Origin of the sequence: Escherichia sp. E10V10 (genome assembly GCF_004211985.1) — a bacterium.
Classification (GTDB): domain Bacteria; phylum Pseudomonadota; class Gammaproteobacteria; order Enterobacterales; family Enterobacteriaceae; genus Escherichia.
Map to the genome: position 1 here is coordinate 458,179 of NZ_RHJO01000001.1, position 15,097 is coordinate 473,275.

Here is a 15,097-nt window from a genome sequence, read left to right on the forward strand (position 1 = left end):
ACATACTCTCCCGGTTGAACGAAACGCCTGATGCGACGCTTTACGCGTCTTATCAGGCCTACATGCCATCACACCTCGTACTCCATCTCGCCATCCTTACGCAGCGGAATAATCTGCACCTTCTGCACGCGATGGCTTTCCACCTGCAACGTTTTAAGCAAATAATCCCCCACCTGAACTTCTTCGCCAGGTTTTGGAATACGCTGCAAATATTCCATCAACAGCCCGGCAATGGTGTGATATTCACGTTTTTCATCCAGCGGCAGCGGCACATATTGCACCAGATCTTCCAGCGGCATATGACCATTTGCCGTCCAGGAACCGTCGGCATTCTTCTGAATATCATGGCGGGCATCGATCTCTTCCACTTCGTTCGGCAAGTTACCAGCAATGGTTTCAGTGACGTCACTTAATGTCACAATCCCTTCCACCGAGCCAAACTCATCCACCACAAAAGCAAAGTGCGTGCGGGCATTACGGAACTGCTCCAGGGCTGGTAACAACGGCAAGGTTTCCGGGAACACCAGCGGCTGGCGAATCAACACCCGCAGGTTGAGCGGTTCGCCGCGCAGTGACTGTTGTAGCAGGTCGATAACGTGAACAACACCGAGCAAATCTTCTGCGTCATCACCGTCGGTAACCACCAGCCGCGTATGCTGATTTCGCTCCAGCAACTGGCGGATTTCTTCTTCCGGCGCGTTGAGATCGATATGCTCAATATCGTGGCGCGACGTCATAATGCTGCTGACGGTACGCTGGTTAAGATTAAGTACCCGCTCAATCATCCGCCGTTCCTGCGGATTAAAGATCTGCTGGTTACCATGATCCACCAGCATGGACGCGGTTTCGGCGTCCAGTTCCGCATCTTCTTTTTGTCCGCTTAACAGGCGCATTACCGCTTCGGTAGTCCGCTGGCGCAGCGTCTGGTTAGCGGAGAGAAAACGTCGCCGGTTAAAGATAGCCAACTGATTGAGCGCCTCGATCATCACCGAGAAACCAATGGCAGCGTACAGATAGCCCTTCGGAATAGCGAATCCGAAACCTTCCGCCACCAGGCTAAAGCCAATCATCAACAGGAAACTTAAGCAGAGTATGACGATGGTCGGATGGCTATTAACGAACTGGGTTAACGGTTTGCTGGCCATCAGCATCAGGCTGATAGCGATAACGACGGCGGCCATCATGACCAGTAAATGGTCGACCATCCCGACGGCGGTAATCACCGAGTCGAGTGAGAAGATGGCGTCCAGCACCACAATTTGTGTCACCACCCCCCAGAACTTCGCACCTTTGCGTTGTGTGGGATTATTGCTGTCTTTCCCTTCCAGCCGTTCGTTCAGCTCCATCGTGGCTTTGAACAACAAGAAGAAACCACCAAACAGCATGATTAAGTCGCGGGCGCTAAAGGTAAACGAGCGAAAGCTGAATAGCGGTTGTGTCAGGGTGACCAGCCAGGAGATTGACGCCAGCAGTAACAGGCGCATTAACATTGCCAGCAGCAGCCCGGTAACCCGTGCGCGGTCACGCTGCTTCGGCGGTAGTTTTTCGGCGAGGATGGCAATAAAGACCAGGTTATCAATGCCGAGGACCAGTTCGATCACAATCAGCGTGATTAACCCGGCCCAGATAGACGGATCGGCAATCCATTCCATAGTAAGTACAAAACCTATTCGTTGTATGACAAATGTCACAATTCGATCATGGATAAATCAGGGCAAAAATGCAATGTTGCAGCACTATTTATCTCACATTATTTGAGGATTATAACATTGCATTATCCCTGAATTAAAAGTGGTAATAATAAAACATTATTTAAGAAATATCGCATGTGGAGACACTGTGTTAAATATTGTCAACCTAAAGAAACTCCTAAAAACCATATTGAATGACACTTAATATAATTCTTAAAAATAGCCAATTGCCGAATTGTTACCTTGCCTGCTATTCCGTTAGCTGTAACACTTCCTCCTGCATTATTGGAGAGCCAATATTCAATTACCATAATGTCAACTTATATTCGGAAGTTAATTTCCGCAATAACCCTTTCTCATCAACGACTGTATGTTGAGAGGGTTTTAAAAATTAAGCTAAATCAGTGTATTGGTAGCTAAAAAGCCAGGGGCGGTAGCGTGTCTGGATGCCTGAAAGACCAGTCTGAATTATTCTGTCAATAGCCTGCGGATGAAATCAATTTTTTTAGGACTGATGCCAGTTAAATTTTTATTCAATTAACTGCAAGGTAAATGTGCATGGCGACATTGCTATTAATAGTGCACAGGATAATTACTCTGCCAAAGTGATAAATAAACAATGATGAAATCCAAAATGAAATTGATGCCATTATTGGTGTCAGTAACCTTGATAAGCGGTTGCACAGTACTTCCGGGCAGCAATATGTCGACGATGGGTAAAGACGTCATCAAACAGCAGGACGCTGATTTCGATCTCGACAAAATGGTGAATGTTTATCCGCTGACCCCGCGTCTGATTGACCAATTACGCCCACGACCCAACGTAGCGCGCCCCAATATGACGCTGGAAAGTGAGATCGCGAATTACCAGTATCGCGTCGGGCCGGGCGACGTTCTTAATGTCACCGTCTGGGATCACCCGGAACTCACCACTCCCGCCGGTCAGTATCGCAGCTCCAGCGACACCGGCAACTGGGTACAGCCTGACGGCACTATGTTTTACCCGTATATCGGCAAGGTTCACGTAGTCGGGAAAACGCTCGCTGAAATCCGCAGTGATATTACCGGGCGCTTAGCGACGTACATCGCTGACCCGCAGGTGGACGTTAATATCGCCGCCTTCCGCTCACAAAAGGCCTATATCTCCGGTCAGGTGAATAAATCCGGTCAACAGGCGATCACCAACGTACCACTGACCATTCTCGACGCCATCAACGCCGCAGGTGGCCTGACCGACACCGCTGACTGGCGCAACGTGGTGCTAACACACAATGGTCGTGAAGAGCGCATTTCTTTGCAGGCGCTGATGCAAAACGGCGACCTCAATCAGAACCGACTGCTTTACCCCGGCGATATTCTCTACGTGCCGCGTAATGATGATCTGAAAGTATTTGTGATGGGTGAAGTGAAGAAACAGAGCACCCTGAAAATGGACTTTAGCGGTATGACCCTGACTGAAGCCCTGGGCAATGCTGAAGGCATCGACATGACCACCTCCAATGCCAGCGGCATCTTTGTCATTCGTCCGCTGAAAGGCGAGGGCGGGCGTAACGGCAAGATTGCCAATATCTACCAGCTGGATATGTCCGATGCGACGTCGCTGGTGATGGCGACAGAATTCCGCCTGCAACCTTATGACGTGGTGTATGTCACCACCGCCCCGGTTTCCCGCTGGAACCGTCTGATCAATCAGTTGCTGCCAACTATTAGCGGTGTCCGTTACATGACGGATACAGCCAGCGACATTCATAACTGGTAATCGTCATGTTTAACAACATCTTAGTTGTCTGTGTCGGCAATATTTGCCGTTCCCCGACGGCGGAACGCTTACTGCAACGTTATCACCCGGAGCTGAAAGTGGAGTCCGCTGGACTCGGCGCGCTGGTCGGTAAGGGCGCTGATCCTACCGCTATCAGCGTCGCCGCAGAACATCAACTGTCTCTGGAAGGCCACTGTGCACGACAAATCAGCCGCCGTCTGTGTCGCAACTACGACCTGATTTTGACCATGGAAAAGCGCCATATCGAACGCTTATGCGAGATGGCACCTGAGATGCGCGGCAAAGTGATGCTGTTTGGTCACTGGGATAACGAATGTGAAATCCCCGATCCGTATCGCAAAAGTCGGGAAACGTTTGCAGCGGTGTACACATTACTTGAACGGTCTGCCCGCCAGTGGGCGCAGGCATTGAACGCAGAGCAGGTATAAGAATGACAGAAAAAGTAAAACAACATGCCGCTCCGGTAACGGGCAGTGATGAAATCGATATTGGTCGCCTGGTCGGCACCGTCATTGAAGCGCGCTGGTGGGTGATTGGCATCACCGCCGTATTTGCCCTCTGTGCCGTGGTTTACACCTTCTTCGCTACGCCGATATACAGCGCCGACGCACTGGTACAAATCGAACAAAGCAGCGGCAATTCGCTGGTGCAGGATATCGGCTCGGCGTTAGCCAACAAACCGCCTGCATCGGACGCCGAGATCCAGTTGATTCGTTCGCGTCTGGTGCTTGGTAAAACGGTGGACGATCTCGACCTCGATATTGCGGTTAGCAAAAACACGTTCCCGATTTTCGGTGCGGGCTGGGATCGCCTGATGGGACGTCAGAACGAGACGGTGAAAGTGACAACCTTTAACCGCCCGAAAGAGATGGCGGATCAGGTGTTTACGCTTAATGTGCTGGATGATAAAAACTACACCCTGAGCAGTGATGGCGGCTTTAGCGCCCGTGGGCAAGCGGGCCAGATGTTGAAAAAAGAAGGCGTCACGCTGATGGTTGAAGCCATTCACGCCAGCCCGGGCAGTGAGTTTACCGTCACCAAATACTCCACGCTGGGGATGATCAACCAACTGCAAAACAGCCTGACGGTAACGGAGAACGGCAAAGACGCAGGCGTACTGAGCCTGACTTATACCGGTGAAGATCGCGAACAGATCCGCGACATTCTTAACAGCATCGCCCGTAACTATCAGGAACAAAATATTGAGCGCAAATCGGCGGAAGCGTCGAAAAGCCTCGCCTTCCTCGCGCAACAGTTACCAGAAGTACGCAGCCGCCTTGATGTCGCCGAAAACAAACTGAATGCCTTCCGTCAGGATAAAGATTCTGTTGATCTGCCGCTGGAAGCGAAAGCGGTGCTCGATTCGATGGTGAACATCGACGCGCAGCTGAACGAACTGACCTTTAAAGAGGCGGAAATCTCCAAGCTGTTCACCAAAGTTCATCCGGCGTACCGCACGCTGCTGGAGAAACGGCAGGCGCTGGAAGACGAAAAAGCCAAACTTAATGGTCGCGTAACGGCGATGCCGAAAACTCAGCAGGAGATTGTGCGCCTGACCCGCGATGTCGAGTCTGGTCAGCAGGTCTATATGCAACTGCTGAATAAAGAGCAGGAGCTGAAAATCACCGAAGCCAGCACCGTCGGCGATGTGCGCATTGTTGACCCGGCAATCACCCAGCCAGGTGTACTGAAACCGAAGAAAGGACTGATTATCCTCGGCGCGATTATCCTCGGCCTGATGCTCTCTATCGTGGGTGTGCTGCTGCGCTCGTTGTTTAATCGCGGCATCGAAAGCCCACAGGTGCTGGAAGAACACGGTATTAGCGTCTATGCCAGCATCCCGCTGTCGGAATGGCAAAAAGCGCGCGATAGCGTCAAAACCATCAAAGGGGTTAAACGCTATAAACAGAGTCAGCTACTGGCGGTGGGGAATCCAACCGATCTGGCGATTGAAGCCATCCGTAGTCTGCGTACCAGTCTGCACTTCGCGATGATGCAGGCGCAGAACAATGTGTTGATGATGACCGGGGTTAGCCCGTCAATCGGTAAAACCTTTGTCTGCGCCAACCTGGCGGCGGTGATCAGCCAGACCAATAAACGGGTGTTGTTGATCGACTGCGATATGCGCAAAGGCTACACCCACGAGCTGTTGGGCACCAATAACGTTAATGGCCTGTCGGAAATTCTGATTGGTCAGGGCGATATTACTACCGCTGCTAAACCGACCTCTATTGCCAAATTTGACCTGATCCCGCGCGGTCAGGTACCGCCAAATCCTTCTGAACTGTTGATGAGCGAACGCTTTGCCGAATTGGTGAGCTGGGCGAGTAAAAACTACGACCTGGTGTTGATTGATACGCCGCCGATTCTGGCAGTGACCGATGCAGCAATTGTCGGGCGTCACGCTGGAACCACGTTAATGGTGGCGCGTTATGCGGTCAACACATTGAAAGAAGTGGAAACCAGTCTGAGCCGCTTTGAGCAAAACGGTATTCCGGTGAAAGGGGTGATTCTGAACTCCATCTTCCGCCGCGCCAGCGCGTATCAGGATTATGGCTATTACGAATACGAATATAAGTCGGATGCGAAATAACGACGCCTGCATTCGCACCACCCCGTAGGCCGGATAAGGCGTTCACGCCGCATCCGGCAAGCAAACCAGCTCATAAGCCGGGAGAACAACCTATGAAAGATAATCCGCTGATCTCAATCTATATGCCAACCTGGAACCGCCAACAACTGGCGATTCGGGCGATAAAATCGGTCCTGCGGCAGGACTACAACAACTGGGAGATGATCATCGTGGATGATTGCTCCACCTCCTGGGAACAACTGCAACAGTACGTCACAGCCCTCAACGATCCGCGTATCACTTACATTCACAACGACATTAACAGCGGGGCGTGCGCGGTACGTAACCAGGCGATTATGCTGGCGCAAGGGGAATACATCACCGGGATCGATGATGATGATGAATGGACACCCAACCGTCTGAGCGTCTTCCTCGCCCATAAACAGCAACTGGTCACTCACGCCTTTTTGTACGCTAACGACTACGTTTGCCAGGGCGAAGTCTATTCCCAACCGGCAAGTTTGCCGCTGTATCCCAAATCGCCGTATTCACGCCGCCTGTTCTACAAACGCAATATCATTGGCAATCAGGTCTTTACCTGGGCATGGCGTTTCAAAGAGTGCTTGTTCGATACCGAATTGAAAGCAGCACAGGATTACGACATCTTCCTGCGAATGGTGGTGGAGTACGGCGAACCGTGGAAAGTGGAAGAGGCGACGCAGATCCTGCATATCAATCACGGCGAAATGCAGATCACCTCGTCACCGAAAAAATTCTCCGGATACTTCCACTTTTATCGCAAGCACAAAGACAAATTCGACCGTGCCAGCAAAAAATATCAGCTGTTTACCCTCTACCAGATCCGTAATAAACGTATGACCTGGCGCACCTTGTTGACGCTGCTGTCGGTGCGTAACGGCAAACGTCTGGCTGATGGTATTCGGGGGCGCTAAAGATGCTGGAAGATCTGCGCGCCAACAGCTGGAGTTTACGCCCGTGCTGCATGGTTCTTGCCTATCGCGTCGCTCATTTTTGTTCGGTGTGGCGCAAAAAGAACGTCCTCAACAATCTGTGGGCGGTCCCGTTGCTGGTGCTGTATCGCATTATCACCGAATGCTTTTTCGGTTATGAAATCCAGGCTGCCGCAACCATTGGCCGCCGTTTCACTATCCATCACGGTTACGCCGTAGTGATCAATAAAAACGTGGTAGCGGGGGATGATTTCACCATTCGCCACGGTGTCACTATCGGCAATCGGGGTGCCGATAACATGGCATGTCCCCACATTGGCAATGGCGTCGAACTCGGTGCCAACGTCATTATTCTTGGTGATATCACGCTTGGTAACAACGTCACCGTGGGCGCGGGCAGCGTGGTGCTCGACTCTGTCCCGGATAACGCGCTGGTGGTGGGAGAAAAAGCGCGAGTGAAGGTAATTAAATGAATATTCTGCAATTTAATGTGCGACTGGCGGAAGGCGGGGCGGCAGGTGTGGCGTTAGATCTCCACCAGCGTGCGCTGCAACAGGGGCTGGCGTCACATTTTGTCTACGGCTACGGCAAAGGCGGCAAAGAGAGCGTCAGCCATCAAAACTATCCGCAGGTCATCAAACATACGCCGCGGATTACCGCTATGGCGAACATTGCCCTGTTTCGTCTGTTTAATCGCGATCTGTTTGGCAATTTCAATGAGTTATATCGCACCATTACTCGCACAGCGGGTCCTGTGGTGTTGCATTTTCATGTGCTGCACAGCTACTGGTTGAATCTTAACAGCGTGGTGCGCTTTTGCGAAAAGGTGAAAAACCACAAACCGGACGTCACTCTGGTCTGGACTCTGCACGACCACTGGAGCGTTACCGGACGCTGCGCTTTTACCGACGGTTGCGAAGGCTGGAAAACGGGCTGCCAGAAATGCCCGACCTTAAATAACTATCCGCCGGTGAAGATTGATCGCGCACACCAGTTGGTGGCGGGCAAACGCCAGTTATTCCGCGAGATGCTGGCACTGGGCTGTCAGTTTATTTCCCCCAGCCAGCATGTGGCTGACGCTTTCAATAGCCTGTACGGGCCAGGGCGTTGCCGGATTATCAATAATGGCATTGATATGGCAACCGAAGCGATTCTGGCGGATCTGCCTCCGGTGCGCGAAACCCAGGGCAAGCCGAAAATCGCGGTGGTGGCGCATGACCTGCGTTACGACGGCAAAACTAACCAGCAACTGGTGCGCGAGATGATGGCGCTGGGCGACAAAATCGAACTGCATACCTTCGGTAAGTTCTCGCCGTTCACCGCTGGCAACGTGGTTAATCACGGCTTTGAAACCGACAAACGTAAGTTAATGAGCGCGCTCAATCAGATGGATTCGCTGGTGTTCAGTTCTCGCGTCGATAACTACCCGCTGATTTTGTGTGAGGCGCTATCGATTGGCGTGCCGGTGATTGCCACCCATAGCGATGCGGCGCGGGAAGTGCTGCAAAAATCCGGCGGTAAAACCGTCAGCGAAGAAGACGTGCTGCAACTGGTCCAGTTAAGTAAACCGGAAATCGCGCAGGCGATATTTGGTACCACGCTGGCCGGGTTCAGCCAACGCAGCCGCGCCGCCTACAGTGGACAACAGATGCTGGAGGAGTATGTCAACTTCTATCAGAATCTGTAGCTACCTGCTGCTGCCGCTGATCTACCTGCTGGTTAACGTCAAAATCGCCCAGCTTGGCGAAAGTTTCCCCATCACCATCGTCACTTTTTTACCTGTCTTGTTACTGCTGTTTTTAGAGCGCATCAGCGTTAAAAAATTGATGATTGCCTTAGGGATTGGTGCGGGGCTCACGGCGTTTAACTACCTGTTTGGTCAGTCTTTGGATGCCAGTAAATACGTCACTTCAACCATGCTGTTTGTCTATATTGTGATCATTATTGGCATGGTGTGGAGTATTCGCTTTAAAACGATTTCGCCACACAACCATCGCAAGATATTACGTTTCTTTTATCTGGTGGTCGGGCTGGTGGTGGCGCTGGCGGCGGTGGAGATGGCGCAAATTATCCTCACCGGCGGCAGCAGTATTATGGAGTCGATTTCGAAATATCTGATTTACAGCAACAGCTATGTACTGAATTTCATAAAATTCGGTGGCAAGCGCACGACAGCACTTTATTTCGAACCGGCATTTTTCGCTCTGGCATTAATCTCAATTTGGCTCAGCATCAAACAGTTTGGTATCAAAACGCCTAAAACAGATGCTATGATTCTCGCAGGAATAATATTATCCGGATCGTTTTCAGGGGTTATGACCTTTATCCTGTTTTATTTGCTGGAGTGGGCATTTCAATATCTGAATAAAGAGGCGATTAAGAAAAAGTTACCGTTAGCATTGATTTCTCTGGCTGTATTCCTGGTTGGTGTGGTAATCGCGTTTCCTTATATTTCCACCCGTCTGGGCGATTTAGGTACGGAAGGATCGTCATCGTATTATCGTATTGTCGGTCCGCTGGTGATGGTCGGTTATTCTTTGACCCATATTGACGGTGTAGTCAGATTTGGCTCACTTTATGAATATGTCGCATCATTCGGAATATTTAACGGTGCGGATGTCGGAAAAACCATAGACAATGGTTTGTATCTGCTGATTATTTATTTTTCCTGGTTCGCAGTGTTTTTATCGCTGTGGTACATGGGGAAAGTGATAAAAATGATGATCAACGCTTTTGGTGATAACCGCAATTTTCGCGTGCAATTATATCTTTTTACTCCGGTGTCGCTGTTTTTTACCGGTTCGATATTTAGCCCGGAATATGCATTTTTAATCGTCTGTCCGTTTATTTTGCGGAAAGCGTTAAATATTACGAGGTAAGAATAAGAACATGTTGCTTAGCATAATCACTGTCGCATTTCGTAACCTTGAAGGGATAGTCAAAACACATGCCTCGCTGGCGCATCTGGCGCAGGCGGACGATATCAGCTTCGAATGGATTGTTGTCGATGGCGGTTCCAACGACGGCACCCGTGAGTATCTGGAAAATCTCAATGGTATCTATAACCTACGCTTTGTTAGCGAGCCAGATAACGGTATCTACGACGCCATGAACAAAGGCATTGCGATGGCACAAGGCAAGTTCGCGTTGTTTCTCAACTCGGGCGATATTTTTCATCAGGATGCCGCAAATTTTGTCCGTAAGTTAAAAATGCAAAAAGATAACGTGATGATCACCGGCGATGCGCTGCTGGATTTTGGCGACGGGCATAAAATTAAACGTAGCGCCAAACCGGGTTGGTATATTTATCACAGCCTGCCCGCCAGCCATCAGGCGATATTTTTCCCGGTATCCGGCTTGAAGAAATGGCGTTATGATCTGGAATATAAAGTTTCTTCCGACTACGCGCTGGCGGCCAAAATGTATAAAGCCGGTTATGCATTTAAAAAACTCAATGGCCTGGTGTCTGAATTTTCTATGGGTGGGGTATCAACCACCAATAATATGGAATTGTGTGCTGACGCTAAAAAAGTCCAACGGCAGATATTACATGTGCCTGGCTTCTGGGCAGAATTATCCTGGCATTTACGCCAGCGCACGACGGGTAAGACTAAAGCCTTATATAACAAAGTCTGAATATACTCGTCATACTTCAAGTTGCATGTGCGTTAGCGTTCCTGCAACTCGAATTATTTAGAGTACATAAGGAATGCCAATGCAAGATTTAAGCGGTTTCTCGGTGCCGAAAGGGTTCCGGGGCGGCAACGCTATTAAAGTGCAATTGTGGTGGGCGGTACAGGCAACAATATTTGCCTGGTCGCCACAAGTATTGTATCGCTGGCGGGCATTTTTATTACGTTTATTCGGCGCAAAAATAGGAAAAAACGTAGTTATTCGTCCGTCAGTAAAAATTACCTATCCGTGGAAATTAATCTTAGGTGATTACGCGTGGGTCGGCGATGAGGTCAATTTATACACCCTCGGTGAAATAACCATTGGCGCACATTCGGTGATATCGCAAAAAAGTTACTTATGCACCGGTAGCCACGACCATGCAAGTCAACATTTCACCATTAACGCCACGCCTATTGTGATTGGCGAGAAATGCTGGCTGGCAACCGATGTCTTTGTTGCCCCTGGCGTCACGATCGGCGACGGCACCGTCGTGGGTGCGCGAAGCAGTATTTTTAAATCGCTTCCGGCAAATGTGGTTTGCCGGGGGAATCCCGCAGTGGTGATACGCGAACGCGTTGAAACTGAATAAATTCAAAAAATACAGAGGAATAAGACATGTCAAAAGTCGCTCTCATCACCGGTGTAACCGGACAAGACGGTTCTTACCTGGCAGAACTGCTGCTGGAAAAAGGTTACGAGGTGCATGGTATTAAGCGTCGTGCATCGTCATTCAACACCGAGCGCGTGGATCACATTTATCAGGATCCGCACACCTGCAACCCGAAATTCCATCTGCATTATGGCGACCTGAGTGATACCTCCAACCTGACGCGTATTTTGCGTGAAGTGCAGCCGGATGAAGTGTACAACCTGGGCGCAATGAGCCACGTTGCGGTTTCATTTGAGTCACCGGAATATACCGCAGACGTTGATGCGATGGGTACGCTGCGCCTGCTCGAGGCGATCCGCTTCCTCGGTCTGGAAAAGAAAACCCGTTTCTATCAGGCTTCCACCTCTGAACTGTACGGTCTGGTGCAGGAAATTCCGCAGAAAGAAACCACGCCGTTCTACCCGCGATCTCCGTATGCGGTCGCCAAACTGTATGCCTACTGGATCACCGTTAACTACCGCGAATCCTACGGCATGTACGCCTGTAACGGTATTCTCTTCAACCATGAATCCCCGCGCCGCGGCGAAACCTTCGTTACCCGCAAAATCACCCGCGCAATCGCCAACATCGCCCAGGGGCTGGAGTCGTGCCTGTACCTCGGCAATATGGATTCCCTGCGTGACTGGGGCCATGCCAAAGACTACGTAAAAATGCAGTGGATGATGCTGCAACAGGAACAACCGGAAGATTTCGTTATTGCCACCGGCGTTCAGTACTCCGTGCGTCAGTTCGTAGAAATGGCGGCAGCACAGCTGGGCATCAAACTGCGCTTTGAAGGCACGGGCGTTGAAGAGAAGGGCATTGTGGTTTCCGTCACCGGGCATGACGCGCCGGGCGTTAAACCGGGCGATGTGATTATCGCCGTTGACCCGCGCTACTTCCGTCCGGCTGAAGTTGAAACGCTGCTCGGCGACCCGACCAAAGCGCACGAAAAACTGGGCTGGAAACCGGAAATCACCCTCAGAGAGATGGTGTCTGAAATGGTGGCTAATGACCTCGAAGCGGCGAAAAAACACTCTCTGCTGAAATCTCACGGCTACGACGTGGCGATCGCGCTGGAGTCATAAGCATGAGTAAACAACGCATTTTTATCGCTGGCCATCGCGGGATGGTCGGTTCCGCCATCAAGCGACAGCTCGAACAGCGCGGTGATGTGGAACTGGTATTACGCACCCGCGACGAGCTGAACCTGCTGGACAGCCGCGCGGTGCATGATTTCTTTGCCAGCGAAAGCATTGACCAGGTCTATCTGGCGGCGGCGAAAGTGGGCGGCATTGTCGCCAACAACACGTATCCGGCGGATTTCATCTACCAGAACATGATGATTGAGAGCAACATCATTCACGCCGCGCATCAGAACGACGTGAACAAACTGCTGTTTCTTGGATCGTCCTGCATCTACCCGAAACTGGCAAAACAGCCAATGGCAGAAAGCGAGTTATTGCAGGGTACGCTGGAGCCGACCAACGAGCCTTACGCCATTGCCAAAATCGCCGGGATCAAACTGTGCGAATCTTACAACCGCCAGTATGGACGCGATTACCGCTCAGTTATGCCGACCAACCTGTACGGGCCACACGACAACTTCCATCCGAGTAACTCGCATGTGATCCCTGCATTGTTGCGTCGCTTCCACGAGGCGACGCAACAGAATGCGCCGGACGTGGTGGTATGGGGCAGCGGTACACCGATGCGTGAATTTCTGCACGTCGATGATATGGCGGCGGCAAGCATTCATGTCATGGAGCTGGCGCATGAAGTCTGGCTGGAGAACACCCAGCCGTTGCTGTCGCACATTAACGTCGGCACGGGCGTTGACTGCACTATCCGCGAGCTGGCGCAAACCATCGCCAAAGTGGTGGGTTACAAAGGTCGGGTGGTTTTTGATGCCAGCAAACCGGATGGCACGCCGCGCAAACTGCTGGATGTGACGCGCCTGCATCAGCTTGGCTGGTATCACGAAATCTCACTGGAAGCGGGGCTTGCCAGCACTTACCAGTGGTTCCTTGAGAATCAAGACCGCTTTCGGGGGTAATGATGTTTTTACGTCAGGAAGACTTTGCCACGGTAGTGCGCTCCACACCGCTTGTCTCTCTCGACTTTATTGTCGAGAACAGTCGCGGCGAGTTTCTGCTTGGCAAAAGAACCAACCGCCCGGCGCAGGGTTACTGGTTTGTGCCGGGAGGGCGCGTGCAGAAAGACGAAACGCTGGAGGCCGCATTTGAGCGGCTGACGATGGCGGAACTGGGGCTGCGTCTGCCGATAACAGCAGGCCAGTTTTACGGTGTCTGGCAGCACTTTTATGACGATAACTTCTCCGGCACGGATTTCACCACGCACTATGTGGTGCTCGGTTTTCGCTTCAGAGTCGCGGAAGAAGAACTGTTACTGCCGGATGAGCAGCATGACGATTACCGCTGGCTGACGCCGGACGCACTGCTCGCCAGTGACAATGTTCACGCTAACAGCCGCGCCTATTTTCTCGCTGAGAAGCGTGCCGGAGTACCCGGATTATGAAAATACTGGTCTACGGCATTAACTACTCGCCGGAGTTAACCGGCATCGGCAAATACACCGGCGAGATGGTGGAATGGCTGGCGGCGCAAGGTCATGAGGTGCGGGTTATTACCGCACCGCCTTACTACCCGCAGTGGCAGGTGGGCGAGAACTATTCCGCCTGGCGGTACAAACGAGAAGAGGGAGCCGCTACGGTGTGGCGCTGCCCGCTGTACGTGCCAAAACAGCCGAGCACCCTGAAACGCCTGTTGCATCTCGGCAGTTTTGCCGTCAGCAGTTTCTTTCCGCTGATGGCGCAACGTCGCTGGAAGCCGGATCGCATTATCGGCGTGGTGCCAACGCTGTTTTGCACGCCGGGAATGCGCCTACTGGCGAAACTCTCTGGTGCGCGTACCGTGCTGCATATTCAGGATTACGAAGTGGACGCCATGCTGGGGCTGGGCCTTGCCGGAAAAGGCAAAGGCGGCAAAGTGGCACAGCTGGCAACGGCGTTCGAACGTAGCGGACTGCATAACGTCGATAACGTCTCCACGATTTCGCGTTCGATGATGAATAAAGCCATCGAAAAAGGCGTGGCGGCGGAAAATGTCATCTTCTTCCCCAACTGGTCGGAAATTGCCCGTTTTCAACATGTTGCAGACGCCGATGTTGACGCCCTTCGTAACCAGCTTGGCCTGCCGGATAACAAAAAAATCATTCTTTACTCCGGCAATATTGGTGAAAAGCAGGGGCTGGAAAACGTTATTGCAGCTGCCGATCGCCTGCGTGATGAACCGCTGATTTTTGCCATTGTCGGGCAGGGCGGCGGTAAGGCGCGGCTGGAAAAAATGGCGCAGCAGCGCGGACTGCGCAACATGCAATTTTTCCCGCTGCAATCGTATGACGCTTTACCCGCACTGCTGAAGATGGGCGATTGCCATCTGGTGGTGCAAAAACGTGGCGCGGCAGATGCCGTATTGCCGTCGAAACTGACCAATATTCTGGCGGTAGGCGGTAACGCGGTGATTACCGCGGAAGCCCACACAGAACTGGGGCAGCTTTGCGAAACCTTTCCGGGAATTGCGGTTTGCGTAGAACCGGAATCGGTCGAGGCGCTGGTGGCGGGGATCCGTCAGGCGCTTCTGCTGCCCAAACACAACACGGTGGCACGTGAATATGCCGAACGCACGCTCGATAAAGAGAACGTGTTACGTCAATTTATAAATGATATTCGGGGATAAT

The 15,097-nt window shown here is 51.5% G+C and carries 14 protein-coding genes; 13 read left to right on the forward strand and 1 reads right to left on the reverse strand.

Features of this window, described 5'->3' with window-relative positions:
• Positions 1-68 precede the first annotated feature (68 nt).
• Complete coding sequence (locus D9736_RS01995) at positions 69-1,652, reverse strand: TerC family protein (protein ID WP_130219644.1); 1,584 nt, start codon at positions 1,650-1,652, stop codon at positions 69-71.
• 658 nt (positions 1,653-2,310) lie between these two features.
• Here D9736_RS01995 and wza point away from each other — a divergent pair.
• The 13 genes from wza (at position 2,311) to wcaI (ending at position 15,096) form a co-directional block, all read left to right on the forward strand.
• Positions 2,311-3,450 (forward strand): polysaccharide export protein Wza, encoded by a 1,140-nt coding sequence (gene wza / locus D9736_RS02000; RefSeq protein ID WP_000978094.1) that lies wholly within the window; start codon positions 2,311-2,313, stop codon positions 3,448-3,450.
• 5 nt (positions 3,451-3,455) lie between these two features.
• Positions 3,456-3,899 (forward strand): low molecular weight protein-tyrosine-phosphatase Wzb, encoded by a 444-nt coding sequence (gene wzb, locus D9736_RS02005; RefSeq protein ID WP_000482901.1) that lies wholly within the window; start codon positions 3,456-3,458, stop codon positions 3,897-3,899.
• Between the two features lie 2 nt (positions 3,900-3,901).
• A complete protein-coding gene (gene wzc / locus D9736_RS02010) occupies positions 3,902-6,064 on the forward strand; it encodes a tyrosine-protein kinase Wzc (RefSeq protein ID WP_130257568.1) in 2,163 nt (720 codons plus the stop codon).
• A 92-nt stretch (positions 6,065-6,156) separates the two neighbouring features.
• Positions 6,157-6,996: a colanic acid biosynthesis glycosyltransferase WcaA gene (gene wcaA, locus D9736_RS02015; protein WP_000654487.1), complete on the forward strand. Its 840-nt coding sequence runs from the start codon at positions 6,157-6,159 to the stop codon at positions 6,994-6,996.
• A gap of 2 nt (positions 6,997-6,998) precedes the next feature.
• Positions 6,999-7,487: a colanic acid biosynthesis acetyltransferase WcaB gene (wcaB, locus tag D9736_RS02020; RefSeq protein WP_000888753.1), complete on the forward strand. Its 489-nt coding sequence runs from the start codon at positions 6,999-7,001 to the stop codon at positions 7,485-7,487.
• Positions 7,484-8,701 (forward strand): colanic acid biosynthesis glycosyltransferase WcaC, encoded by a 1,218-nt coding sequence (gene wcaC / locus D9736_RS02025; protein ID WP_130257569.1) that lies wholly within the window; start codon positions 7,484-7,486, stop codon positions 8,699-8,701. Before wcaB ends, wcaC begins: the two co-directional genes overlap by 4 nt.
• Positions 8,676-9,893 (forward strand): colanic acid polymerase WcaD, encoded by a 1,218-nt coding sequence (wcaD, locus tag D9736_RS02030; protein WP_000107816.1) that lies wholly within the window; start codon positions 8,676-8,678, stop codon positions 9,891-9,893. The genes wcaC and wcaD overlap by 26 nt, the downstream gene beginning before the upstream one ends.
• Before the next feature lie 10 nt (positions 9,894-9,903).
• Entirely contained in the window at positions 9,904-10,650 is a 747-nt protein-coding gene (gene wcaE, locus D9736_RS02035) for a colanic acid biosynthesis glycosyltransferase WcaE (protein ID WP_001567718.1), read from the forward strand.
• A 79-nt stretch (positions 10,651-10,729) separates the two neighbouring features.
• Positions 10,730-11,278, forward strand: coding sequence for a colanic acid biosynthesis acetyltransferase WcaF (gene wcaF / locus D9736_RS02040; RefSeq protein ID WP_130257570.1), 549 nt, complete (start codon positions 10,730-10,732; stop codon positions 11,276-11,278).
• A gap of 26 nt (positions 11,279-11,304) precedes the next feature.
• The gene (gmd, locus tag D9736_RS02045) at positions 11,305-12,426 is read left to right on the forward strand and encodes a GDP-mannose 4,6-dehydratase (protein ID WP_000048207.1); all 1,122 of its coding nucleotides are present in this window, start codon (positions 11,305-11,307) and stop codon (positions 12,424-12,426) included.
• A 2-nt stretch (positions 12,427-12,428) separates the two neighbouring features.
• On the forward strand, positions 12,429-13,394 hold the full coding sequence (gene fcl, locus D9736_RS02050; protein ID WP_130257571.1) for a GDP-L-fucose synthase: 966 nt from the start codon (positions 12,429-12,431) through the stop codon (positions 13,392-13,394).
• Positions 13,395-13,396: 2 nt separating this feature from the next.
• Positions 13,397-13,876, forward strand: a complete 480-nt coding sequence (gmm, locus tag D9736_RS02055) for a GDP-mannose mannosyl hydrolase (RefSeq protein ID WP_000479836.1) — start codon at positions 13,397-13,399, stop codon at positions 13,874-13,876.
• Positions 13,873-15,096 (forward strand): colanic acid biosynthesis fucosyltransferase WcaI, encoded by a 1,224-nt coding sequence (gene wcaI / locus D9736_RS02060; protein WP_130257572.1) that lies wholly within the window; start codon positions 13,873-13,875, stop codon positions 15,094-15,096. The genes gmm and wcaI overlap by 4 nt, the downstream gene beginning before the upstream one ends.
• The last annotated feature ends 1 nt before the right edge of the window (position 15,097 follow it).

Coding starts and splice junctions, on each gene's coding strand:
- D9736_RS01995 (WP_130219644.1), bottom strand. CDS start 1,652: ATGGAATGGATTGCCGATCCGTCTATCTGGGCCGGGTTAATCACGCTG.
- gmd (WP_000048207.1), top strand. CDS start 11,305: ATGTCAAAAGTCGCTCTCATCACCGGTGTAACCGGACAAGACGGTTCT.
- wcaD (WP_000107816.1), top strand. CDS start 8,676: ATGTCAACTTCTATCAGAATCTGTAGCTACCTGCTGCTGCCGCTGATC.
- wcaB (WP_000888753.1), top strand. CDS start 6,999: ATGCTGGAAGATCTGCGCGCCAACAGCTGGAGTTTACGCCCGTGCTGC.
- wcaE (WP_001567718.1), top strand. CDS start 9,904: ATGTTGCTTAGCATAATCACTGTCGCATTTCGTAACCTTGAAGGGATA.
- wzc (WP_130257568.1), top strand. CDS start 3,902: ATGACAGAAAAAGTAAAACAACATGCCGCTCCGGTAACGGGCAGTGAT.
- wza (WP_000978094.1), top strand. CDS start 2,311: ATGATGAAATCCAAAATGAAATTGATGCCATTATTGGTGTCAGTAACC.
- wcaA (WP_000654487.1), top strand. CDS start 6,157: ATGAAAGATAATCCGCTGATCTCAATCTATATGCCAACCTGGAACCGC.
- wzb (WP_000482901.1), top strand. CDS start 3,456: ATGTTTAACAACATCTTAGTTGTCTGTGTCGGCAATATTTGCCGTTCC.
- wcaI (WP_130257572.1), top strand. CDS start 13,873: ATGAAAATACTGGTCTACGGCATTAACTACTCGCCGGAGTTAACCGGC.
- wcaC (WP_130257569.1), top strand. CDS start 7,484: ATGAATATTCTGCAATTTAATGTGCGACTGGCGGAAGGCGGGGCGGCA.
- fcl (WP_130257571.1), top strand. CDS start 12,429: ATGAGTAAACAACGCATTTTTATCGCTGGCCATCGCGGGATGGTCGGT.
- gmm (WP_000479836.1), top strand. CDS start 13,397: ATGTTTTTACGTCAGGAAGACTTTGCCACGGTAGTGCGCTCCACACCG.
- wcaF (WP_130257570.1), top strand. CDS start 10,730: ATGCAAGATTTAAGCGGTTTCTCGGTGCCGAAAGGGTTCCGGGGCGGC.